Genomic DNA, 22,694 nt, shown 5'->3' with positions numbered 1-22,694 from the left:
TTGAGGCTGGCGTCACTCTGAACACGGTCTTTGCATAAAATTCAAAACAAATTTGTATCAATTTATTAAAAGTATCAAAAAAACACCGTTCAGGTTTACACTAAGCGTGTTGAAATATTTCACTGAAGAACAAAAATATAGCAATTACGAAGCAGCGACACTAACCGCAACAGGATTGCAATGACCACGTTTGACGTTAACAAATTACTGGCGCCGATAGGCGCTCCTCAGGGATGCGGCGAAGATCTGTCCTTTTCACGCGAGCTGGATGCCATCGTCGAAGCCAGGCGTTTTGAAGATTCGTCACTGGACCAGGGGGAATGGGTCACAGAAGTAAAAACAGCAGACTGGCCCTTTGTCATCAAGCATTGTGCATCGCTGATAGAAACCAGGAGCAAGGACCTGCGGTTGGCTGTATGGCTGACCGAGGCCAGCGTCAAGGTCGAGCATTTTTCCGGCCTTGCCAGTGGATATCAGTTGCTGGCCGGTTTGTTCGACCAATACTGGGAAGGCATGTATCCGTTGCCGGAAGACGGCGACCAGGACCAGCGCGTAGGCAACCTGTCCTGGATACTGGCGCGCTCCACGCAGTTGGTCAAAGAAATACCTGTTACCGAAGGCCGCGATACCTCGTATTCCATCATCGATTTTGATGCGGCACGCGCACGCGCGGCGAATGCGGAAAAGATTGCGATGGAAGGCGGACGCCCGGAAGAAGGACCGAAACTCGGTGACCTGGAAAATGCCCGCCGCAAAAGCTCCAGGCCTTTTTTTGAGAAACTGCTGCATGATGCCCAGGCCAGCCTGGCCGCGTTGCAGCAGCTGGAGCAGTCAGTGGACGCACGCCTGGGAGTGGATGGGCCCGGTTTTTCTGCCGCCAGGGACGCACTGCAGGGCGCACTGAAAACCATTACCCGTTTCGCGCAGGAATCCGGAGTGCAGACCGGTGTGAGCCAGACGAATGAGGAAGAAGCCGGAATGCCGCAAGAATCAATTGAATCCATGCATAAGACCGTGCCGCCTACCGGCGCCAACGGCCCTATCCAGACGCGCGCGCATGCGCTGGCGCAGCTGCGCGCAGTCGCCGATTTTTTCAGGCGCACGGAGCCGCACAGCCCGGTAGCCTACCTGGCAGACAAAGCCGCTCATTGGGGAGAGATGCCGCTGCATACCTGGCTCAGCACGGTCATCAAGGACGCGGCTTCTCTATCTCATGTAGAAGAATTACTGGGATTACGCAATCCTCCAGAAAACCAGTAATGCCGGCGACGTAAGCAACACAGCCGTCCATGCGACAAAAAAGGCAGGGAAATTTCCCTGCCTTTTTTGTCGGCTTGATTTACCGGCTTGATACGCCGGCATTGATTGAACGCATCGGCACCTACTGTGCAATACGAAACTCTATGCGCCGGTTGCGCGCCTTGCCCTCGGCGGTGTCATTGCTGGCCACAGGCCGGTCCGGCCCCTGGCCCGATGTGCTGATCATGTCGGCTGAGACCCCCTTGTCGGACAGATAGGATTTCACTGTCTCGGCGCGCGTGCTGCTCAAGGCAATATTGCTTGCCCTCAACCCTTGGTTGTCGGTGTGGCCGATGATTTCCAGTTTCTTGTTTTTCAACTTCAGCAACGGAATGCTCAGCTCATCCAGGATGGTCTTGCCAGTCGGCGTCAGCGCAGCCTTGCCAACTTCAAATTCAACAATACGGTTTCCCAGCGTTGTATCCAGCAGGTTCTGCTCAGACGCTGATACGCGCAGACCGTTATTCACTGTGTAGGTCGGGTTGAGGCTGGTGGCAATATCGCTGGCAATCTGCTGCCGCTGCGCTTCATTGCCCACTTCGCCACGCACGCTGACGGTATTGCCATCTACCTTCAACTGACCGCGGCTGATCATCTTCAGGCTGGGGCTGATCAACTTTTGCACATAGGTATTCCAGTTGGCCGGCAGCACGACTGGGCCGACTGCGATCTGGTCGACTACATTTTCCGCGCCATACAGGTCGCGCAGGCGCGCCAGGATGCCGGCCTTGCTGGTTTCATCAGGCACGGTGCCGCTGACAAGGATCTGCCCCGGCTTGGGCGTGGCGACAGGCAGTGCAGCTTGCTGCGCCATGGCCGCGCCTGATGCCAATGATATTGATAAGAGGGCGATGTACAGATAACGCATGGCCTTAGGTTCCAATAAAAGTAGTGCGAAACGAATCCAGCGCGGACTTGAGCGAGAGCTCGGGCTGCACTAGGTAGCTGGACAGTTTTTTGAGGCCGTAATCCGCATTCACCTGGTCTTCAACCCATTGCGTATCGTCAAAGGCAATATGGTGTTCTTCGCCTATCTGCGGATCCAGGATGGCTTGCAGCGTACGCGCAGAGGCGCCGCTGAAACCCAGCACCATCGCCGGATGCTTCTGCAATTGCGTGCAAAACAGCGCGAGTTCAAAATCGGCCCGCATCAGAAAAGGCGTGATCAGATGCATCCAGAACGCCGCCACCAGGTAGCGGTACATGGAATCTTTTGGCAAAGGCAGGACGAGGCTTTTTTCCAGTCTCGTGGTGGTGCTGCTCATGACAGGCTGTAGTAACAGTCCCAGTGCAATCAGCAATTGGCGGCCGTTACCTTTGAATCCGCCTTGCGCGAGCATATTGTCCAATCCTCCCAGCGTCTGTATTTCCAGGAAATCGGCAAACGCCGCTTCATACGCATTGCTGCGCAATTCCATGTCTACTCTCGTAGAAGACAGGTTCTGCAAAGGGACGACAGGATCGGGGGCGCTGACGATGCTGACACCCTGAACCGTGAGCCGGTTCCACAGCCGCGACAGGATCACGGGGCTGCAGCTGACAAATTCAGCCGGATCCTCGATTTCCATTGCACTCATCGTCAGGAATGGAAAGCGCCTCTGCGCCATATCGCTGCTGGCGATAATATGGCCGGCAATCGCACGCTTCCGGCGTGGGCCGATGAATGCAAAGTCCAGCGGTTTGGCGCCGTCGTAGCCTATCTTCCAGCGCGGATCGGTTGACAGCAGCGACATGGTTTGCGCCAGCCACTCATCCAATACGTCTATCAGCGGGATATTGTCGGCAGCCTTGATGAAATCGCCACGGCTGGGTATCTTGCCGAAATAGCCGACGCGGGCTTGTGTCGTAGTATTGCTCATTTTACTGCCCCCATTGCTACGGGCGTAGCATTGACTGCTGCAGGCGGAATACCTCCCACGCCTGCTCCTGCCTGCTGCTCAATGGCAGGCGGGCCGCCGCCGAGCACTGTCTCAGGCAATTTCATGCCGCGGAAGCCTTTGCCTTGCGGATTGCTGTTATCTGCCGAAGCATCCGGCTTGCTGATGATCTTCAGATCGACCGCCACAGTGATATTGCCATTGGCCCAGCTAAGCTGGAATACGCCGCCGTCCTTGCGCTTGTTGGTCGCCGCATCGATCAGCCGTTTGAAGCCGAACTTGCCCGGGAAATTGACGATCTCGATAACACGGCCATCGAAGGTCGTTGCAGTAACGCGTGCGCCCGGCGTTCCCTGAGCGTTGGGCCAGATAAGGTTGGTCCATACCGCCTGGGTGTTACGGTAACGCAGCTGCTGGCCGTCAATCTCTATGGTGTATTCGGTAGTTCCCGGAGCGGCATTCGGCAGCATCTGGAATGCCCACTGGCCTTCGCCGCCGTTAGCCGATGGCACGCCGCCGGCGCTGAGCGGCGCCACCCAGCTTGCAAAATTGCCCGTCACGGCGGGCGCCAGTGTGATACCCATATTGGCCCAGGTCCTGGCGACAAGCGTGTCGCCGCGACGCACGACCAGCGGCCCCATGGATGCGTTGACGAATTTGGCAATCGCGCCCTCGCTGCCGAATATCTGGCCTATCTCCGGTGAACTGGCTTCCACTTTGGATTCCGTGGCAAAAGGATATTTGTTGGCCAGTGTTTTCTGGAACGGTTCATAGACCTGGGCCAGCCAGATCTTGTTCATTTCAGACTCGGTCGGCTTGATGATCACGGCAAACGTCTGCATCAGCGGTCGGACAAGAATAGGGCGCAAGGTTTGCTTTTGCGCATCCGTCATGCCGATTAGCATCTGCTCGTCCACATATTTCAGTGTATCCGCCAGCTCGGAGCCGTTGCCGTCCAGCGTCTGTTGCATCAATTGCTTGGCCCCCGGACCGGTATCGCCCTGGTTTTTCAATTGGTTGAAGCGGCTGCGCAGCTTCGATAAATCATCCATATAGCCGCGTAGCAAAGAAGCATCCTTGTCCTTGACGACGACCAGCTTGGCAATGCCGGAAAACTCGCGGCCTATCGGCCCCACTGGAATGTCCGTCTTGGGTGCATTGATATCCAGGCTGATATTCATCTGTGACGGCGCCTGCCTCAGGATGGTTTCCTTGAACCAGCCAATGAAGCCGCGCTGGGCGCGCTGTATGCCCGCATCCACCATTGAAGGATTGTCCCAGGAGGTTTCCTTGTACACGGTATTGATCAGCTTGCTGATCGGGGAAGACTGTGGATCGCCGAGCCGGTTCATCGCATTGACGGCGGCACCGAAACCGTTCAGGTCCGCCACGGTAATGCCCTGCATGAATTTTTGCCATTCCTTCGTGTATTCGGCCTTGTATTGGTCAACCAGCGCCTTCTGGATTTGCTCAGGACTGCCTTCCAGCGTCAGGTCATCCTTGGCCGAGGTTTTCAGCACCCAGTCCGCGCTTTGCAATTCCTTGTTGGCAGCTTCCTTGAATGATTCCGAGACGAACTTTTCCCAGGCTTCGCGGGTGAATGTACCGGGAATCGCATAACTGCCCGCAATCAGTTCCTTGTCCTGGTCGCCGACGATACGGGCTACTGTGACGGCAGGGAAGCGGGTCGAGGCGCGCGCCTTTACATCTGCATACACGCGGTCGCGGGCCGGCATGCCGCGCACGACGCGGCGCAGGTTTTCACGCGACTGGTCTACTAGCGACAGCTTGTTGTCGATGACCGGCCAGGACGGATCACCGATTTGTGCGAGGTAGAAGCTGATGACACGTTCCGCACTGCGTATCATGTCGTCGCGCGTCATGGTGCCGCGGTTACTCTCCAGCCAAGAGCGCCAGAAACGCGTCAGCTGGTCGTTCAGATGACCAGGCTCGGCATGCGTACGGTCGCCCAGCATCAGGTAGGTTTTTAGCGCCTTGTAGGCATCTTCGACATTGGTCGGTGAAGCGTCTTCATACGGGCGCGGCACCTTGCCAGCCGGAGCGGCCGCAAGCTGACCCAGGTTTGTTGCCGTTGCGGATGCGCTTACGGCTGAGGCCACCGCTTGCGGCGGCCTCGCCATCGGCTCCAGCTTGTCGCCGGCCGCATTCATATCGGTAAGAAAGGATTCCAGATTTGCAGCAACCGGTTTCAGCATGACTTCCTTGATGCCGGAAAAATATTCCTCACGCAGCTTGCTCTCCAGCAGGTCGCCCTGATAGAGCCCGAACCCCAGCGACAAGGGCCGGATATCATGATATTTTTCCAGCTGTTCAATTCGTTCCTGCAGCACTTCCAGCGCCTCGAAGCGCGATTGCAGATCCAGCTTCCTGTCTTGCAGCCGGATGGCCTTGTCCAGATCCGCCTGCACATTCATCGTCAACTGGCGGTTGGCGACGTAAGACCAGCTCCACGCCGCCAGGGACAGGCCGACCAGCGCAGTAGCCGCGAAGAAGGCGGCATAGCGCAACCGTATCTTGGTCCTGCTGGCGTATTGGGCGACCAGGTCTTTGTCCGCAAAAATCACCTTGCGGAACAGGTCCAGCAGGAAGAAGCCGTGCTGCGAGGTGATCTCGGTTTTCTGCGGCCTCAGCAGTTTCAGGTTGAAGCGGTCGGCAATGCGCTCTGAAGAGGCGCTGACCGCACTGCCTTCCTGCAAGGCGCTAGTTAGGTAAAAGCCGCGGAACACAGGCTTGAACTGGAAAGGATTTTCTTCAAACAACGTGGCAATGAAAGCCCGCAGCGAATTCTTGATCGAAGAAAACTCCAGCGGAAAAGTGAACACGCCCGGAGGCATGCGGTCGCCGCGGTTCATCGACATATTCGCCAGGCTCATCTGCTTCAGGCCGTCATACAGCTCATCGAAGCTGCGGTCGAAGAAATCCAGCACATCCTGGTTGGTGTTCTTTTGGTTGTAGGGCAGGGTAGCGCCCCATACGCGGTCTTTTTCAGATCGCTCCGTGTCGAGGAAAAATTCGCTGAACCCGGCAATCAGGTCCGCCTTGGTAAATACGATATAGACAGGCGCGAATACTTCCAGCCGTTCGGTCAATTCCTGCACGCGCTGGCGCAGGTTTTTTGCCAGGTTGATGCCGAATTCTGGCCGGTTGCTGGTCAGCTCGGTAATGCTGACGGCGATGATGATGCCGTTGATCGGCGCCAGCTTGCGGTGTTTTTTCAGCAGCGACAGGAAGCCGAACCATTCTTCGCGGTCCTCATCGTGGATCGCATAACGGCCCGCCGTATCGAGGATGATGCCATCGGTCGTGAAAAACCAGTCGCAATTGCGGGTGCCGCCTATGCCATGCACGACTTTGCCGTTTTTGTCCGCAAACGGAAATTGCAGGCCCGAATTGGCAATTGCCGTGCTTTTGCCTGCGGCCGGGTTGCCGATGATCATATACCACGGCAGCTCATACAAGGCTGCCGATCCGGATACCAGTCCCAGCTTGGAAGTCTTGATCGTGGAGATGGCTTCCAGCATGCGCTTGCGTATGGTTTCAACCTCGTTGCGGCGGAGACCGTCCGCCTGGCTCTGCGCTTCATCAGTCTGTTGCTGCAGCATGTTGCCCAGGCGCTCAGCTCCTTGTCTGGCTTTCCAGCGCCGGTAAAGTGTCGCGGCCAGCCACAGCAGCAGCGCAACACCCAGCAAAATGCCTACCCATACAAGGCCCACCTGGAGACTGCTGGCGCCTATCAATAAAAATGCAGCGAGCGCTGCAAAACCGATAAAGACCAAGGTACGGGTATCAGTTAAAAACCGCCAGATTCGTTGCATAATGAGTCAATCTTGTTAATGTTCAATGTTTGCTAGGAATGTGTCACCGGCGCCGTTTCGGTAGCCGCCTGCTCGACCCAAGTGCTGATCGCAGCGACAGCCCGCTCGTGACTATCCTGGTTACTGATGCATATCGCCGCTGCCGCTCCGTTGGACACTTCGTGGTGGGCCAGCGCCAGCGCCGCGATGCCCGCCGCAGCACCGATCTCTCCGCAACCGGAGGCGACTTTCAGGTATTGCGTATTGGGGTCCAGATCGGGGAAAAGTGCTGATCCCGCAGTGATCAGCTCTATCATCCTGTTGCTGCGGTGATCGGTATCGGAAGAAAGCAGGGCCACGTCGACAGCCGCAATCTTGCCATCATCAAGCGCCTGCCGGATCATGTCGGCCAGCAGCTGTTCGCCGGCAAAGCCGGGCGCATCGACAGACTTCTTGCGTGCATCCTGTGCGAGCCTGTGCAGCTTTGCACTGCCATTCACAGCAAACTGTCCGGCCTGCTGCGCATCCGCCAGCAGCAACCCGGCGGCACCTTCGCCTGGAATCAGCGCAATGTTTCCTTGCGGGTCGAGCAGCTTTCCTTCTTCTTCCCATTTGTCTACCGTAGCGGCATCGATATGCGATTCGCAGGCAACGACAATGGCAAGGCATGGCAGCGACTGGCGGAAAGAGTCGAGCATCAGGCGATCTATCGCCGCAAGCGCGCGGGACGGCATTGGCGGCGAGTCAACTGTCAACAGCAATTTTTCCACCGGCCAGCCTTGCTCCAGTACCAGGTGGCTAAGCCACTGTGCCGCGCGGCCTCGCTGCTCTGCGGGCCAGGAACCGGGCAATTGTGCGATAAGGCGTAGCGGCGGCAACAAAATCGCATCCCGTCTTTCAGGGCGCGCGGCAAGATAGTCCGCCAGCAAAGCATGGCCGATCAGCCGTTGCGCCAGTTCAGTAAGCACGGCAGTTCCCAATGTCAGGGCGCGCAACTGCTCATCGGACCAGCTGATGCCCGGCAGGCCGGCATTGATCGCCCACTCAGTAAGGGCGGCCGACTGCCTATCCGTATCGATGTCCTGAATACGGCCGCTCATGATAGGGTAGCCATTACGGTCGGTCAGTTCGGTATCCAGATTAAAGGCTGCCTTGTTCGATGCCAGGCTGGCGGCAAGTTCCTCGGCGGAAGAGCCGCGCGCGGTGCGCAATGAAGAAGCCAGTATCGCCAGCGACAGTTCCTTTTCCTGCTCTGCTGCAGTATCCACTGCAGGGGCATGAGCGGATGCGGACTCCGTGACTGCGGCAGTGCCGGCTTCTGGCTGCGCGGTCGCCAGCCCCCAGGCCTTGACGGCCAGCCAGATCGCTATCAGCACGCCTATGGGCGCTGCAATAAAATAAAAAGCAACCTCGGAGACGCTGGGCATGCGGTTGCCGGAGCGCCAATAGTAGACGACGGCCAGCCATACCAGCGCAAATGTCCCTACGATTATCAAGCCTCGGCCTAGCCATCCACGCATCAAATTGTGTCCCTCATAACATTTACTTACAATTAAGTATCTACGTGCTAGTCAGCTATCGATTAACCCAGATCCACCGTTGTCTGCTGGCTCGCAATCAAGGTCGCGCCACACGCGGTCAGGTCGCCGTGCCGCGCAGCAGGCTTGCCATCAATAATCACGGTCGGATCGCCGCTGACGATGACGGTGACTGCATGTCCAGGCAGGGGGCAGGTCACCTTGTCGCCTACCCGCGCGATCGGCGTACCGCCGCTGTCGCTCTGGGTAGAGGCCTCGATAACCAGGCCGCCGTGCGTGGTCTTGTCGCCCAAGCGGATAAACGGTTTCGCCATATCTTTCCCTTTAGCTTTCTACTTTATTTCTTCATTACCCGCGGTAGGCGCAATTCAGTGTGGCCGAAGTCCATCATCTTCCAGTGTCCGCCCCAGGTCAGGCCCACCGATTCAGCGACTTCGCCAAACAGTTCATACCCCTTCATGGCCCACGCGTCCTTTTCGGAAATCACCAATTTTCCGTCTCTCAGGAACGCGCAATCCGCTGCCAGGCCGTATTGATGGTAGCTTTGGAATGCGGCTGCGTTGGTCACATTGGAGCCCAACTTTGCCAGCATGTCCTGCCGCTCCGGACTGCGGTAGCCTTCAATAATCGCCATGTCGTAGCCGTGCTTTTCCTTCATGATTTTAAAAACCAGCAGCAGGCGCTGCGTGAAATCAACATTCAGCAGTTCCCAGTTGCGGCTGGCGGAACCCAGCATAGGCCGCTGCTGCAATACTTCCTGCGTCGAAAAAAGTGCCGGCGGCAAAGGCGCCGGTGCAACCAGTTGCTCCCCCTTGAGCAATTCGGCGATCTGCAGGTTCACTTCTCGGACAGGCGTTTCAAATCCATCCAGCGTATTGCGTTGGCTTGCGACCATCGCCACCAGCGGCGGCACACCGAGAATCGCGGCGCAGATCAGCATTGCCAGGTAATGTTTCTTCGCCGTCCTCGCCGCTTCCCCTGCGCTAAAACGGGCCGTACTTCCGACCAGGGCCGAAGCCTTGCCGGCCTCCGTTTCCAACCGGGAAATCTTTTGGCCCAGCAACAGTCCGGCGCGGGCGATTATGGCCGCCAGCGCTTCGCGCCCGGAAGGGAACAGCAGCAGCCACGCTGCCAGGCAGGCAAGGGAAAAATAGACGCCAACGATCAGGAAAAGCACGTCATTTCACCTGTAATTGTTACTTACAAATTGAAACTTATTAATATGCATTGCTAATTCAATAATTGGTATTATGTCCACGGAACGACCGTAATTTACCATGCATTTACATTCTAGCAATGCCGTAATTGTAACTAATTCCCCAGCATTAACGTCTGTATTAACGTCTCTCTGCCACAAGGAGTTTTTATTTTGGGAAGCCCCGAAGAAGCCAAGCGAGGTCCATCCAAGCCGAGTCTTTTATCGACGTCCGACGATGCCAATACCGCCAGTAATCCGGGCAAAAATATTTTGTCCGATCTCGAAAATGGCGGCAAAACCAGTACCCCTGGGAAGATTGCCAAACCCGGCAGCAACCGGGCCTGGGGCATAGCACTCGCGGCAATTGTAGTCGTCGGCGCCGGCGCGACCGCCTTGCTTTATGGTAATGGCGAAGGTGCCGCTCCCCGCACCACGATGGCTACCGCGCCAGTCCTGGCGCCGGCGCCTAAAACACCTGCGGCAACCCCGGAACCCGCGCCGGCATCAGGCACGTCGCCCGTCATCGTTGCCACGGTAGCCGGTGCAGATGCGCCACCGGCTTCAACACATAGTGCGGATGAAGATACGGGCAGGATGTCCGGCCTGGCCGCACTGATTGTCGACGATCCGGCGGAAGCGAAAGCAAAGAAAGCGGACGAGGCTCCGGCAAGCCCGGCGATGGCCGCAAAACCTGCGGCAGCCGTGAAGAAAAAACCGGTCGCTGTAAAAGAAAAATCCAAAGCAACCGCTGTCGCACTGGCGTCCCACGCAGAAAGGGAAAAAGCAAAGAAGACGCCGGTAAAGTCGGTGGCGGCAGTGGCGCATGCCAAGGCATCGGATAAGGTAAAAGCAAGACCGCTTCCGGGTAATCCCGCAAACGATAGCGACGTCGCCTTGCTGACGGCAATCGTCGCACATGACAAGGCCGAACCATTTGCGTCCCTTCAGAACACCGCGGGCTCCGCCAAGGCAAAACCGGATGGACGCAACCGCGATATTGTTGAAAGGAAAGCCGGCGATACGACCGAAAGCCTGCTGCTCCGCTGCAAGCGATTGGGCTCGCTAGAAGGCGGATTGTGCCGCTCCAGGATATGCGCGGGCCATTGGGATACCGATGCAGCCTGTTCGTCTTCCGGCACCCAGCCAAAGGTATCCAGTGCAGACAACTGAATCAATTTCAGATTCAGATCCGGGCAAACAGCTTATATCGCCATACTAACCTGATGAAATAGTAGCCACGATGCCAGAATTTTCTTCTCTCTCCAACCCGCTGAATGTACTTAACGGTCTTAGCGTGGGCAATATCAGCAACGCGGGTAATGCCATTGTCAGCGCGCTGGCCGGTGCCTTCGCCAGTGAAAGCCGACTCTATGCACTCAGCCTGCCTAATCCGCCGGAAGAAAGCGGCATATTGGATGGCAGCTTGCTGGTAGAGGGGTTTTCTGCCCGAGAAGAATTGCACGGCACGGGAATGCGCGACATCGTGCTGCTGTCCGTCAGCGCGCACCTTGAACTGAAACACTTGCTGGGACAGGTGGCCAGCCTGCAAATCAGCCTTAGCGACGGTACGCGCGCCAGCTTTAGCGGGCTGGTAAACCAGGCTGCGATGCTAGGCAGCGATGGCGGCCTTGCACGCTACCGCATCAGGCTCGTACCCTGGATCTGGCTGCTAAGCCAAAGCCATACCAGCCGCGTGTGGCAAGACAAGAGCGTTGTTGAAATTATTGAATCGGTGTTCTCCCGCTATGCCGCGCATGCTGCATGGACCTGGAGCGACGATGTTACAGCCTTCATGGCAGACGCCAGACCGCGCAGCTACGTGGTGCAGTACCGCGAAAGCGACTACGATTTCGTGCGCCGCATCCTGACGGAAGAAGGGCTGAGCTGGCGTGTGGAAGAAAATGCAGATGCTCCCAGCAGCCACCAGCTGGTGCTGTTTGCAGATAGCACTCAGGCCGGTGCGACACCGGAAGACGCCACCAGCAAGCACGCGCTGGGCGGCTCAGGCATACGCTTCCACGGCGCGCGCTCACGCGAAGAACAGGATTCCATCCAGGCGCTGGGCGCAAGGCGCGTTCTTAACGTTGCAATTACCACTGTGCTCAGTATGGATTACAAAGGCAAGCAAGCAGTCAGCGCCAGCGTGCCTACTCATCACGTGTATGGCGGCAAGAATGCGCCCGTGCTGGAAAGCTACGACGCGCCCGGACTGTATGCATGGGCCGACGCGGGAGAAGCACAACGTTACGCCCGCCTGCACCAGGAAGCCCACGAAGCCCGCAACAAAACCTGGCTGGCACGTTCCACGGTACGCACCCTGCGCCCCGGCACGCGCTTCACGCTGACCCAGGGGCCGCTGGAAAGCGTCGGCCAGGAAGACCCTGAATATATGGTGCTGGAAGTCGCCAGCGCCGGCATCAACAATCTTCCACGGCCGGCACAGGAAGGCCTGGCAGAATTGTTCGGCCCGCTGCCTCAATTACTGCAAAGCTGCTTGGCCAGTATTTCTGCCACTGGAAAGGCAAGCACATCCCTTGCACAAGACTTGAGCGACGCAGCGGGAGAAGGGCAGGTTGGCAAGCAAATGGGACAGGTCATCGCACAAGCGTCCAGCCTCGGTTACGCCAACCATTTCACGGCAATCCGTTCAGACGTGCCATGGCGGCCGGTGCTGGCGGAAGAGGGCGACACTGCAGGTAACGGCATGCTGCAAAACGCCGCGCCTACCGCGCGCGGCAGCCAGAGCGCCATCGTGGTTGGTGCCGACGGCAGCGCCGAAGCCCGTGGCGCCGATGAGATTTATTGCGATCGCCTGGGGCGCGTGCGCATACGTTTCCACTGGCAAGGCCAGCAGGACGACCGTAATGCCACGTGCTGGGTGCGCGTAGCGCAACGTTCCGCCGGCGGCGGCATGGGCAGCCAGTTCCTGCCGCGCATCGGCCAGGAAGTGCTGGTGCAGTTTGTCGAAGGCGACATAGACCGCCCCATCATCGTCGGCGCACTCTATAACGGCCAGGGTGAAGGCGGCGCCTTGCCGACACCGGGCGGCAAGTCGGACAGCCAGGCAAACCTCAATGTATTTGAGGGCGCACTGGATCACCAGGCAAGCGCCCAGGGCAATCTGGCCGGCGGCAACAGCCCGGTGTGGCATGGCGCCTCCGCCGGCAGCGCCGGGCACGCCAATAGCAGCGCCCAATGGGGGCTGCGCAGCAAGGAATTCGGCGGCGGCGGCTACAACCAGATCAATTTTGACGACACGGACAAGCAAGGCCGCATCCAGCTGAAAAGCACGCAGGCAGCGACGGAGCTTAACCTTGGTCACCTGATTCATACCGCCGACAACTACCGCGGCAGCTTCCGCGGCCAGGGCACAGAACTGCGTACCGATGCCTACGGCGCCTTGCGTGCCGGAGCAGGGCTGCTGCTCACCAGTTATGCCGTGCAGCATAGTGCCTCACAACGCGACTCTGCCGGCGACAATGTGGCCGGCATGGCGCTGCTGAAACAGGCGGCAACGCTGGCCAACAGCTTCAGCGACGCCGCAAAGACGCACCAGACAGTGGAATATGCCAGCCACATCGGCAGCACCAAGCCCGGCGCCAGCGTGATCGCCGCTGAAGACAACAAGGCGCCTCCGCTGAAGGCGCTGCACACTGCCGCCAGCGGCATGCTCAGCCAGGAAAATCCGCAACAGGCACAGAGCGACGCCAGCGCCAGGAGCACGGCGCCGTCCGACGGCAAGCTGCCGCACAGTACCGATCCCATCATTGCCATCAGCGCCAGGGCCGGGCTGGGCATGAACGCGGGCCAGAATCTGCAGTACTCCAATGGAGAGACCGGCGTATTCATGAGTGGCCTGGATACCCAGCTCGTCACCGGCAACCAGTTCCGGCTGCATACGGGGCAGGCAATAGGCATGCTGGCCGGGGCCGTAAAGGCAAGAGAAGGGCAGACCGGCATGCAGCTGATCGCCGCCAAGGACGCAATCGATATCCAGGCCCAGGCCGACGCCATCAGTATCCAGGCGAGGGATGAGGTAGACATCATGTCCTCACACGAGCACATCGACTGGGCCGCGGCAAAAAGCATCAGCCTGAGCACATCCGGTGGCGCCAATATCACCATTGAAGGCGGCAACATTACCGTGCAATGCCCTGGAAAAATCACGATACAGGCCGGCAAGAAGAGCTTTACCGGGCCCGCGACGATAGGCACGCAAATGCCCGTGCTTCCTCGCGGCACCATGAAATTTGATGAAAAATTCCAGTTGCTGGACGCTGGCGGCGACCCTGTCTCCAATATGCGCTACGTGATCATGAAGGATGGCGGCGGCAAGATAGAGGGCGTTACCGACGGACAGGGAATGATCCCTCTGCAGCAGGGCTTCAGCCCCGAAAACATGCAGATCAAGGTTCTTGGAAAAGTCACATAATTCAGCAGAAAATTCAGCAGGGAAGTGGCCGATGTCATACGTACCAAAAGATAAAATCCGCAGCCAGCAGGCAAGGCCCGATACCAAGGGAACGCCGACGTTTAACTGGCAGATGAGCAATACCACATTGGGCGACACCGTCAAGCTGGTGATTCCGCCGATGCACATCCTTCCCATCATTTTCGTACCCGGCATCATGGGCTCGAACCTGAAGGACGCCAAGGGCAACAAGGTATGGAGGCTGGACGCCACCATGGGACAGCCGGTGGGACTCGCCTGGATGTGGGCGAAGAAAAATGCCGCCCAGAGGCAAAAGCTGCTGCATCCTTCGCGCACCAGCGTGGACTCCAACGGCGCTGTTCCCAAGACGCCTGTCGGCAGCATCCACGACAAATCGGAATTCAAATCCCGGGGCTGGGGCGAAGTCGGCCAAACCAGTTATCACGAGTTCCTGCTGTGGCTGGAAACGACGATGAACGACCGCAGCTACAACCCGGCGGAATGGAACGATTTCTTCTACACGTCGGTCAGCGCAACACCGCAGCCCGGCGCGCCACGCCAGGTGCCCAAGCTGTATCCCGGCATCACGATGACGATGAGCGGACTGCCGTTTTACTCTGAAGAACAGGAAATGACGGCGCCGGTGCTATCGGACGATCTGCTGTTGCGCGCAAGGTGCCGGTTCCCCGTATATGCATGCGGCTACAACTGGCTGGACACCAATCTGAATGCGGCCAACCAGCTGAAAGAAAGAATCACCAGTGTCATCGCGCAGAATAACCGCGGCTATTTCCGTTGCGAACAGGTTATCCTGGTCACCCATTCCATGGGCGGGCTAGTCGCACGCGCGTGCTCGGAATTATCCGGCGCCGAGGGAAAAATTGCCGGCATCGTGCATGGCGTAATGCCGGCGGTGGGCGCTGCCGTCGCTTACCGCCGCTGCAAGATAGGCATGAAGGACGAGGATTTCGGCGCCAGCCTTGTCATAGGCTCGGATGGCAAGGAAGTGACCGCCGTGTTTGCGCAAGCCCCCGGCGCCCTGCAATTGCTGCCTTCGCAGGACTATAACCCGAAATGGCTGGATATCAAGGGTCCAGATGGAAAGACCATAGAATCCCTGCCTGCCGGTGATCCGTATTCAGAAATTTATCTGCGCAAAGACCAGTGGTGGGGCCTCGTCAGGGAAGAGTGGCTTTCCCCTGACAATGGAGAACCTATCAGCTGGGGGGAGTTTTCAAAAAACATCGGCAAGGCGAAAGCTTTCCATCAAAGCCTGTCCGGAAAATATCACCCGAACACCTTTGTGTTCTACGGGGCAGGAGATAAAAAACAGGCCAGCTTTGAAAAAATCCAGTGGACGATGAAAAAGGGCCTGCAACCTGAATCGGGAAAAGCGCCCAAACCCGAATCGGTCAAAGACTTCTCCCATGGACAGGTACGCGAAGACGGCACCAACCTCATTTATGTCGGCGGCGAAACCGAGGTTTACAATTTTCCATCAATGGACCCATTCGGCTACACCGCCCCGCAGGTGGTTGAGACCAGTTTCTGGGAAATCGTTTGCGCCAAGCAGGACGGCACCGGCGACGGCACCGTTCCTTCCAGCTCAGGAAAATCGCCCAAAAAATCTGGCGGCGCCAGTGTGAGGCAACAGTTCAGCCTGACCGGGTTTTCACATGAACCCGCCTATAAAGACCCCACCGCACAGCGCGTTACACACTATGCCATTACAAAAATCCTGTCAAAAGCAAAGCTCTCATGACAGGACGCCTGTTTGCCGTTTCCCTATTTTTATTGGCGCTGTCTGCTTGCGACAGCGCAGGCCAAGCAAGCCCCATACAAGAAAGACCCGCGATGACTGCACAATCCACTGACATGAAAACCCATTGCATAGGCCGGCTCCTGATCGATTTGCCGGCTGATTTCGAGCTGGCTGGAAACAATGAAACCTTTCGCCCCGAGAAAAGCGACATCAAGACCGAAGAAAAAATAGAAGCGACTCAATTGGGCACAGGCGTATCTGTCGACGCATTCAACAGCCTGGTCGCCAAGCGGCGAATAGAAATACTCGCGCAGCAGCACATGTACCTGAAACGGCCCATGCTCGCCCATGAAAACAAACTCAGTGACCACAGTACGCTGTTACGTGCCTACGAAAGCATAGATTCCGACAAGGATTCATTCCGCAGCGAGCTGCACGTGCTTGTGGGAGATGTGCACGCTGTGCTCAATATCGTTTCCTACGACGGCAGCTTTGCCACGGCGGAAGACAGGTTGCTCGCGTTCTCCCGCAGGCTGGAACAGTTAAAACCCGATGAGCAAAATGGGCAGGGCTTCTGTTTCGGCTCACTGCTAGTCAAGGGCGCGCTGGACAAGGAAGCCTCGGAGTTGACTTTCCATCATAAAAAACATCCCGACCTCATCCTGAATATTTCCATCGATACCTATGCCAGAAACGACAAGGAAACCCTGCTGCAACGGGTGTCTGGTTCCGGGTTGCTGGGAAGCTTCAATGTCGCACATACCGTCTTGCGCAAGGGAGAGCTTACCGTGGCCGGCATGAAGGCGCAAGAATGGCTGGCGTGGACTGAACTAGGAGACGACAAGCACAAGCAGCATGCGTTCAGCCTTGAAACCATACGGCCGGTGCCGTCGACAGATCATCCACTGCTGGGAATCGAACTGGAAACGGGCCAGCAGGCTCCGAACGGCGATGAACAAAAGGCGTCGCTGAGCGATACGGAAGCGGTTGCGCTATGGGATGCGATTATCCGTACGGTGCGAATCCGATAATTCATTGTCAAATATTGGCGCTACAACAGTGATCGTCTGGACGCGAGGGTCTTATCGAAATTCCAGCTGCCGAAAATTCTCGGACAGAAAGGCGCTCGCCAATCCCGGCTTATCCTTGTACGCAAGAAAATTCATTTTTAGGCGCCCGTCAACTACCGACATGGCGCCAAACACCGGGGCCTTGTCGCCGCTATCAAGCTCGATAGATTCCAGGCAGCTGGCAACCAGAATCCTGGAAACAAGTTTTACGCGTTGATGGCCGATATCCAGGCTATTTAAATATACTTCCGCCCCGGCGCCGCAGAAGCCTCCGCCATTGCCGCCCGTTGAACGGCGTGCAGAAACATACAGCAGTATACGCTGCGAAAGATAGGGCTGCAGTTCCATCGGCAAGAATCTGTTAAGCGGTTCGGCACCTACCATCTCAGGATCAAAGCCTTTTGGCACGGTTTCCAGTATTATCCGCTCCGCAGCGAAGCCGATAGAAAGCCTGCGCGCCTGGTAAGCGTAATTCAAAGTGAATGCCTGCCCGTCTACACAGACGGTAGACGATATACCCAGGCGGGAAGGCTTCACTGCAATGTCGTCATTCGCCGCCGTGCAATATTCTTTGGTATTCATCGACCAAGCAGAAACAGAGCCTGCAAGCAGTAGCGTCAGGACAATGGCAGGTTTCCATCGGCGTACTGAACACGACATCAATTTTTTCTCCCGTGTTGCTAATAATGTGCAGCTTCAGCTGGCCGATTTCTATTCGCGAAACATATAGGTGCAATAGAAATAGCCCACAAAAACATTGATACCTGCACCAGTTTTCTTGCCTTGAATAAAATCGATAGCTTTCACAGCCAAGTAGCACAACAGCAGGGAAGCATGATCATTACGGTGCAACTGAAATTCAATTGTTTTCCTAGGAAACGGGAAGTGTCTTCAGCTGCGCCGCCTTGCTTGCACCGCCGCCAAACGGATGCTGAGCTCCCTTCACCGTAAACTCACCGGGACAGGCAAAAGTAATATTGCCGCCTTCCAGCGTGATGGAGGATTGCCCGGCCTGCAACGTGATTTTCTGGTTGGCGTTGATCTCTATATGGTCGTTGACCGATATCACGGTAATCTGCTTGTCTGCGAGGATTTCCAGTTTGTCTGTATGCGCCTGCAGCGACAGCGGCCCGTTGCCTGCAGTTGCCTGGATGCCGCCGGCCGCGGTGAACAGGCTGGTGGCGTTGCCGGAGACCATGGATGCGGTGTAGGCCGCAGCCCAATGGGTATCGCCCTGCGTGGTCCAGTGCAAGTGCTGGCCGGCGAACAGCACCGTGGTGGCCGGGCTGGCCAGGTTGATGGCGGTAGGACTTTCTATATGCACGATGGGTGAGGCGAATTTTTCCACAGGCTGGGCTGAATCCGTGTTTCTGCCGTCCGTCGCCTGCTTCAGTGCATCCTGGCCGTTAACCTGGCCCTGGTGTTTTCCTTTTTGTTGCGGGTCTATCGCCGCAATAAAGTCGGTTTGCGCCTTGCCGGCGTCTTTGCTGTTGAGCGCCTGTTGCTGCATTGCGGCCTGCGACATCGAATCACTGAGGGATTTTGCACCTTTCAGCTGCGCGACACTTTCTGCCGCATCCATCTGGGTGGATGCCACGCTGCTTCCGCGCCCGGCGCGCATGGTGGTTGACAGCAGCAAGCCTTCTCCTGCCCGTATAACGCTCCACGCGTCGGTGCGCAACTCAAAACCGCTGCCACGATAATTGCCACGCTGGGCAGATAACGGCGATTGCGCAATCAGATACCCCATATTCAGCTGCGAAGCGGCTGTGCTGCTTGCAAGGCGTATGCGCAGCTGGTCTTGTGTATCGTCCACTACCCACTGATTGTGGCCATCTCCATCCAGATTGTTGCTATGCATGCCGGACAGGGTACCGGAATGATTGGCGGCAGAATCGGCGCCGGCGGAGTAGGGCGGCAGGTCGGCGCCGTTATACAGCTGGGCGACAACGACCGGCCTGTCAATGTCCGCCTCAATGAAATCCACCAGCACTTCAGTGCCGATGCGCGGAGTGAAGCTGCTACCCCAGTTGGGGCCTGACAAGGCTTCCGCCACACGCACCCAGGTGCCGGATTTTTCATTGCCCGGCGCATTGCCGGTGGTGTCGGCCAGGCTGCCGGTATCCGTCATACCGCCTGCGTGCGGTGCGCTACCGCGCTGCCAGGGAAACTGGAGCTTGATGCGGTGATCCCGGTCTGTCGTGACAGGCGCACCTTCCAGGCCGACCACCAATGCGATCTGCGCTCCCAACGCGGTGGGAGTCCGTCGCATCGCGCTCAAGGCGGGCACGATGGGTACGGCTTTGCGCAGGCAGGTAAATGTATTGCGGTAGGTGCCTCGCTCCAGCCCATTGGACTCCAGCAAGCTGGCCATGCCCGCATCCAAATTATTGGTGGCGGCATGGTCTACCGACAGCACAGTGAACTCATCTTCGCCCGGCCCGTAACTATCATGCTGGGTCAGGGTAAAAGCGTAACCTGCAGCAAGCTGGCGTACAGCCCCGCCGCCGGCAAACAGCTTGTTGTTGAGTTCCATCGCGCGCAGCATCAATTCGCTTTGCCGGGCCGCAGACTCGCCATTCAGGTATTGTTGTTCAGATGCGCCGTCGTAGATACTCAAAGCCGGCAGTTCGCCATTGTCCAGGCTGGAACTTTGCTCCGCTGCAGTGGCGCTGACCTGGCGATGGTCCCAGCTCGACAGACTGACCGCGTTCGACTGTACCTGGCGCCGTGCGGAAAACCGGTTGATTGCATCGCCGGTGTCCGATGCCCGCACGCCGTGGAAACGCAGGCTGTCGCCGCCCGGCATCCCCGGCAGCGCCGATTGCGCATCAAAAATGACCAGTTTGTGCTTCGCATGCGGGGCATCATTATCTGAGGCCCCATCGCTTTCTACTGCATCCTGTGCATGCTCAAAACGCCAGCTCAGTCCTTCCGATGCAAGTAGCCGCGTAAAAAAATCCAGGTCGCTTTCCCGGTATTGGGTGCAAACGGGCCGAACTGCGAGCGCCTGTGTGGCATCCCACTGGAAATTCGCCTGCGGATAATCGGCCAAAAGGTCGGTAACGATCTGGCGGGCATCCTTATCCTGGAAGATATAGGAATCGCGGCGCAGCCGCAGGAATGACAGAAATGGTTCCAGCCGTAGCCGGTAACGGGCCATGCCGCCATCCGCCCCCAGCCACGAAGCCTGGGTACAGTATCCGTGCCAGGCACGGCGTGAACCGTCCGCCTGCAGCAGGCGCAACGTAATCTCCTCGCCGATGAACTGTTTCAGGTCAACACCGGCCGACAGGCTCAGCGCATCGATATCGAACGAAAACAGCTCATTGACAGCTTCGCGCCCGGTAAACGCTTCTACCGAGAGAGAGTCAGGCAATTCCGAACCCTGGGCCGTCTCCATAGAAATCAGGCGGGCATTCTGGCTGAGCAGGCTACCACTGGCAATTGCGATGGCGCCGGACAATAACTGCGACAAATCGGTCATCGGTCTATCCTTTGACATATGCCTTTACCGAAAAGAAAATCAGGTCAAGGCAAGGTAATGGTGATATTGGCTGCCCGCGGTGCGAGCTTGACCACATCGTTGTAGGCATTGATACTGTTTTCAGTCGAGTGCGACAGCATCCAGTGCAGCCCTGCATAACCGGAAATACCGATCAGCGCGAACACCGAGCAGATAATCCATAGCGGCACTTCATTGCGCAACTTGTTGATAATCTGATCCGGGCGCGCCCAGTGCGGCGCGAAGCCAGCGCCCTTTCCCTTCAGTAGCGCAATTTCATCTCCCAGCCGCGCCGTCAGGTAATTCAGCTTTTCCGAACCTTCGATGATATATTTTCCCTCGAAGCCTAGCAGCAGGCACATGTGGAAGACTTCCAGTGCTTCGATATGAGCCGAACCCCGCGCCCGCAGCTCTTCCAGGCGGCTGAAGAAGTTTTCGCCGGCCAACTGGTCGCCGAAGATCGCCAGCTGCAGCGGGCGGCGCTCCCATGAATCGCGGATAACAAACTGAGAACGCAGGATGATTTCATCGACTGCGGCACAAAACGCGTATTTGGCCGCGTGAACATCGTCCGCCGAGGTCCCCATCTTCTTGGCCCGCCGATCAAACTCATCCAGAAAGGCAACGACATTGTCGGAAAAGCGCGTGCCGTCTTCCGGCGGGCAGCGGTTCTTCAACATGAAGAGTGCGTAAAAACCGTCATACATCAAGTCCAGCAGCGAATGCGGCGTAAAGGAGGTATCTGCTGCCGTGAATGGGGGAGGATTGTTTCCAAAAAGAGAAGGAGCTGTATTGGTCATGAGCTTACCGCCATCAGTTCTAGTTTAAGGTCGCGAATACCGGAGGGCACGTAAATGGAGATGGACTGCGCCTGCATCATGCGTTCGTACAACGGCCCCTTGTTTTCAATCAGGAAGTAGAACGTATCCGGCCTGACCGGTACTGCGGAAGGCACTTGCGGCGAATGCACCAGCTTGATGCCCGGCATCGCAGAAAGCACAAATTTTTCCACATCATCAGGCGCACCGGTCTTGAACCTGAGCGGCACAATGTCCACCAGTTCAACGGCCGGCATATCGGCTGCCACCGCAATATACAGGCTGGTTTCGCCGTTGATCTTGCCGGAATCGAGCAGGCCGTGGTGGTATGAGGGTTTATTTTCCGAAAGGGCTATCGAGAAATACTTGGACGAAATAACGGTATCCAGCAATTCACGGATGATCGAATGAAGCTTGGCAAAACAAGGACCGGGATCCTGGTGCTGATAGGGCGGCAAGTCGGTCAGGGAATTGGTCTTGGAATAGGTCAACAAGGAACCTGCCAGCCCCAACAACTGCTCATATAAGCGCTCCGGATGCAGGTTAGGGTGATGCAGGTAGTGGCTCAGTGAAGCAAACGCAGCGCTGGCAGTGTGCAGCAGCCAGAATGAAGAAATATCTCCACTACGGAATTCGATGACGTTCTTGCTCGGCTCGCGGTGGTGCCCGTACAGCGCATTGACCTTGGCCTGCAATGCGTCCATTAGCCGCCGCAACTGCAGGAAAAGCATGGGGGCGCTACGGATCGACAAACTAGGCGCGACAAAGCTGGGGTCGAGTTCGAAACCACCGGTGGATGCGCGCCGCAAGCGGATGACAGGAAAATTAACAAAAGAATCGCGCGGCTCCATCTCGGAGACAAGACGCACCGTCTTTTTGAGATAACTCAGTTCCGCGTTGACTGCCTGGGTGAACAAGTCCGGCGTATCGAGATTCGACTGCGTGTAGCGGGTGGAATTGCTGGTATTTGCGGCAGGGGAAAAATTTCCGCCAAAACTTTTCAACGCCGGCAATGCCACGTAGTAAGTAACTGACTGCTGCGACAGCGGCAATTCGCTCAGGTCCACTGCTTCGGGCAGATCATCGACGGACGGCGCCCTGACAATTTCGCCGTCCTGAAAAATCAGCGCCAGATCAAGCAGACGCAGGGTATTGTTCGCCAACGCCTCCTTGTCGCATTGCAGGTTGAGGATGCCCCAGGAATAGGGCTGCAGCGCCTGCGCGATATCATGCAGGCGGCGCTCATGATAATGGTCCTGCTGCTGGAAATGCTGAGGGCGCAGAAAAAGTCCTTCGCCCCATAAAACTTTTGCGTTGATATTCACGGCTGTATTCTCACTCGCTATAAAGGTTTGTCTTCAGGCTCGCTTGCCCGGTCGC

General features: G+C 57.2%; 15 protein-coding genes. 5 read left to right on the top strand and 10 right to left on the bottom strand.

Features of this window, described 5'->3' with window-relative positions; all coding sequences use genetic code 11:
• Positions 1–180: 180 nt before the first annotated feature.
• Entirely contained in the window at positions 181–1,260 is a 1,080-nt protein-coding gene (gene tssA, locus ACO0LO_RS24660; protein WP_422968403.1) for a type VI secretion system protein TssA, read from the top strand.
• 121 nt (positions 1,261–1,381) lie between these two features.
• Here the strand turns inward: tssA and ACO0LO_RS24655 are convergent, their stop codons facing one another.
• The 6 genes from ACO0LO_RS24655 to ACO0LO_RS24630 all read right to left on the bottom strand — a co-directional run bounded on the left by ACO0LO_RS24655 (position 1,382) and on the right by ACO0LO_RS24630 (position 9,706).
• A complete protein-coding gene (locus ACO0LO_RS24655; protein WP_422968401.1) occupies positions 1,382–2,113 on the bottom strand; it encodes an OmpA family protein in 732 nt (243 codons plus the stop codon).
• 58 nt (positions 2,114–2,171) lie between these two features.
• A complete protein-coding gene (gene tagF / locus ACO0LO_RS24650) occupies positions 2,172–3,158 on the bottom strand; it encodes a type VI secretion system-associated protein TagF (protein WP_422968399.1) in 987 nt (328 codons plus the stop codon).
• A complete protein-coding gene (gene tssM, locus ACO0LO_RS24645) occupies positions 3,155–7,012 on the bottom strand; it encodes a type VI secretion system membrane subunit TssM (protein ID WP_422968397.1) in 3,858 nt (1,285 codons plus the stop codon). Before tssM ends, tagF begins: the two co-directional genes overlap by 4 nt.
• Before the next feature lie 32 nt (positions 7,013–7,044).
• Positions 7,045–8,487 (bottom strand): hypothetical protein, encoded by a 1,443-nt coding sequence (locus ACO0LO_RS24640; RefSeq protein WP_422968395.1) that lies wholly within the window; start codon positions 8,485–8,487, stop codon positions 7,045–7,047.
• 86 nt (positions 8,488–8,573) lie between these two features.
• The gene (locus ACO0LO_RS24635; RefSeq protein WP_422968393.1) at positions 8,574–8,843 is read right to left on the bottom strand and encodes a PAAR domain-containing protein; all 270 of its coding nucleotides are present in this window, start codon (positions 8,841–8,843) and stop codon (positions 8,574–8,576) included.
• A gap of 23 nt (positions 8,844–8,866) precedes the next feature.
• Complete coding sequence (locus tag ACO0LO_RS24630) at positions 8,867–9,706, bottom strand: M15 family metallopeptidase (RefSeq protein ID WP_422968391.1); 840 nt, start codon at positions 9,704–9,706, stop codon at positions 8,867–8,869.
• A 192-nt stretch (positions 9,707–9,898) separates the two neighbouring features.
• On the opposite strand from ACO0LO_RS24630, the gene ACO0LO_RS24625 reads away from it, so the two are divergent.
• From ACO0LO_RS24625 to ACO0LO_RS24610, 4 genes are all read left to right on the top strand, one after another.
• The gene (locus ACO0LO_RS24625) at positions 9,899–10,897 is read left to right on the top strand and encodes a hypothetical protein (protein ID WP_422968389.1); all 999 of its coding nucleotides are present in this window, start codon (positions 9,899–9,901) and stop codon (positions 10,895–10,897) included.
• Between the two features lie 70 nt (positions 10,898–10,967).
• Positions 10,968–14,159, top strand: a complete 3,192-nt coding sequence (locus ACO0LO_RS24620; RefSeq protein ID WP_422968387.1) for a type VI secretion system Vgr family protein — start codon at positions 10,968–10,970, stop codon at positions 14,157–14,159.
• A gap of 31 nt (positions 14,160–14,190) precedes the next feature.
• Positions 14,191–15,921, top strand: a complete 1,731-nt coding sequence (locus tag ACO0LO_RS24615) for an esterase/lipase family protein (RefSeq protein ID WP_422968385.1) — start codon at positions 14,191–14,193, stop codon at positions 15,919–15,921.
• Positions 15,922–16,013: 92 nt separating this feature from the next.
• Positions 16,014–16,952, top strand: coding sequence for a T6SS immunity protein Tli4 family protein (locus ACO0LO_RS24610; RefSeq protein ID WP_422968383.1), 939 nt, complete (start codon positions 16,014–16,016; stop codon positions 16,950–16,952).
• A 51-nt stretch (positions 16,953–17,003) separates the two neighbouring features.
• On the opposite strand, the gene ACO0LO_RS24605 is transcribed toward ACO0LO_RS24610, so the two are convergent.
• The 4 genes from ACO0LO_RS24605 to tssK form a co-directional block, all read right to left on the bottom strand.
• Positions 17,004–17,573 (bottom strand): hypothetical protein, encoded by a 570-nt coding sequence (locus tag ACO0LO_RS24605; protein ID WP_422968381.1) that lies wholly within the window; start codon positions 17,571–17,573, stop codon positions 17,004–17,006.
• A gap of 289 nt (positions 17,574–17,862) precedes the next feature.
• The gene (locus tag ACO0LO_RS24600; protein WP_422968379.1) at positions 17,863–20,478 is read right to left on the bottom strand and encodes a type VI secretion system Vgr family protein; all 2,616 of its coding nucleotides are present in this window, start codon (positions 20,476–20,478) and stop codon (positions 17,863–17,865) included.
• 44 nt (positions 20,479–20,522) lie between these two features.
• Positions 20,523–21,296, bottom strand: a complete 774-nt coding sequence (gene icmH / locus ACO0LO_RS24595) for a type IVB secretion system protein IcmH/DotU (RefSeq protein ID WP_422968377.1) — start codon at positions 21,294–21,296, stop codon at positions 20,523–20,525.
• On the bottom strand, positions 21,293–22,639 hold the full coding sequence (tssK, locus tag ACO0LO_RS24590; protein WP_422968375.1) for a type VI secretion system baseplate subunit TssK: 1,347 nt from the start codon (positions 22,637–22,639) through the stop codon (positions 21,293–21,295). Before tssK ends, icmH begins: the two co-directional genes overlap by 4 nt.
• Between the last annotated feature and the right edge of the window lie 55 nt (positions 22,640–22,694).

This window comes from Undibacterium sp. TJN25 (assembly GCF_049339885.1).
Taxonomy (GTDB): domain Bacteria; phylum Pseudomonadota; class Gammaproteobacteria; order Burkholderiales; family Burkholderiaceae_D; genus Undibacterium.
Note: the sequence above shows the minus strand (reverse complement) of the source record. Positions and strands in the feature narration are given on the sequence as shown.

What these genes read in the sequence shown, in the direction of transcription:
- ACO0LO_RS24600 (WP_422968379.1), bottom strand. Translation starts at nt 20,478, where the DNA reads ATGACCGATTTGTCGCAGTTATTGTCCGGCGCCATCGCAATTGCCAGT.
- ACO0LO_RS24635 (WP_422968393.1), bottom strand. Translation starts at nt 8,843, where the DNA reads ATGGCGAAACCGTTTATCCGCTTGGGCGACAAGACCACGCACGGCGGC.
- tssA (WP_422968403.1), top strand. Translation starts at nt 181, where the DNA reads ATGACCACGTTTGACGTTAACAAATTACTGGCGCCGATAGGCGCTCCT.
- ACO0LO_RS24655 (WP_422968401.1), bottom strand. Translation starts at nt 2,113, where the DNA reads ATGGCGCAGCAAGCTGCACTGCCTGTCGCCACGCCCAAGCCGGGGCAG.
- ACO0LO_RS24615 (WP_422968385.1), top strand. Translation starts at nt 14,191, where the DNA reads ATGTCATACGTACCAAAAGATAAAATCCGCAGCCAGCAGGCAAGGCCC.
- ACO0LO_RS24610 (WP_422968383.1), top strand. Translation starts at nt 16,014, where the DNA reads ATGACTGCACAATCCACTGACATGAAAACCCATTGCATAGGCCGGCTC.
- icmH (WP_422968377.1), bottom strand. Translation starts at nt 21,296, where the DNA reads ATGACCAATACAGCTCCTTCTCTTTTTGGAAACAATCCTCCCCCATTC.
- ACO0LO_RS24605 (WP_422968381.1), bottom strand. Translation starts at nt 17,573, where the DNA reads ATGAATACCAAAGAATATTGCACGGCGGCGAATGACGACATTGCAGTG.
- tssM (WP_422968397.1), bottom strand. Translation starts at nt 7,012, where the DNA reads ATGCAACGAATCTGGCGGTTTTTAACTGATACCCGTACCTTGGTCTTT.
- ACO0LO_RS24620 (WP_422968387.1), top strand. Translation starts at nt 10,968, where the DNA reads ATGCCAGAATTTTCTTCTCTCTCCAACCCGCTGAATGTACTTAACGGT.
- tagF (WP_422968399.1), bottom strand. Translation starts at nt 3,158, where the DNA reads ATGAGCAATACTACGACACAAGCCCGCGTCGGCTATTTCGGCAAGATA.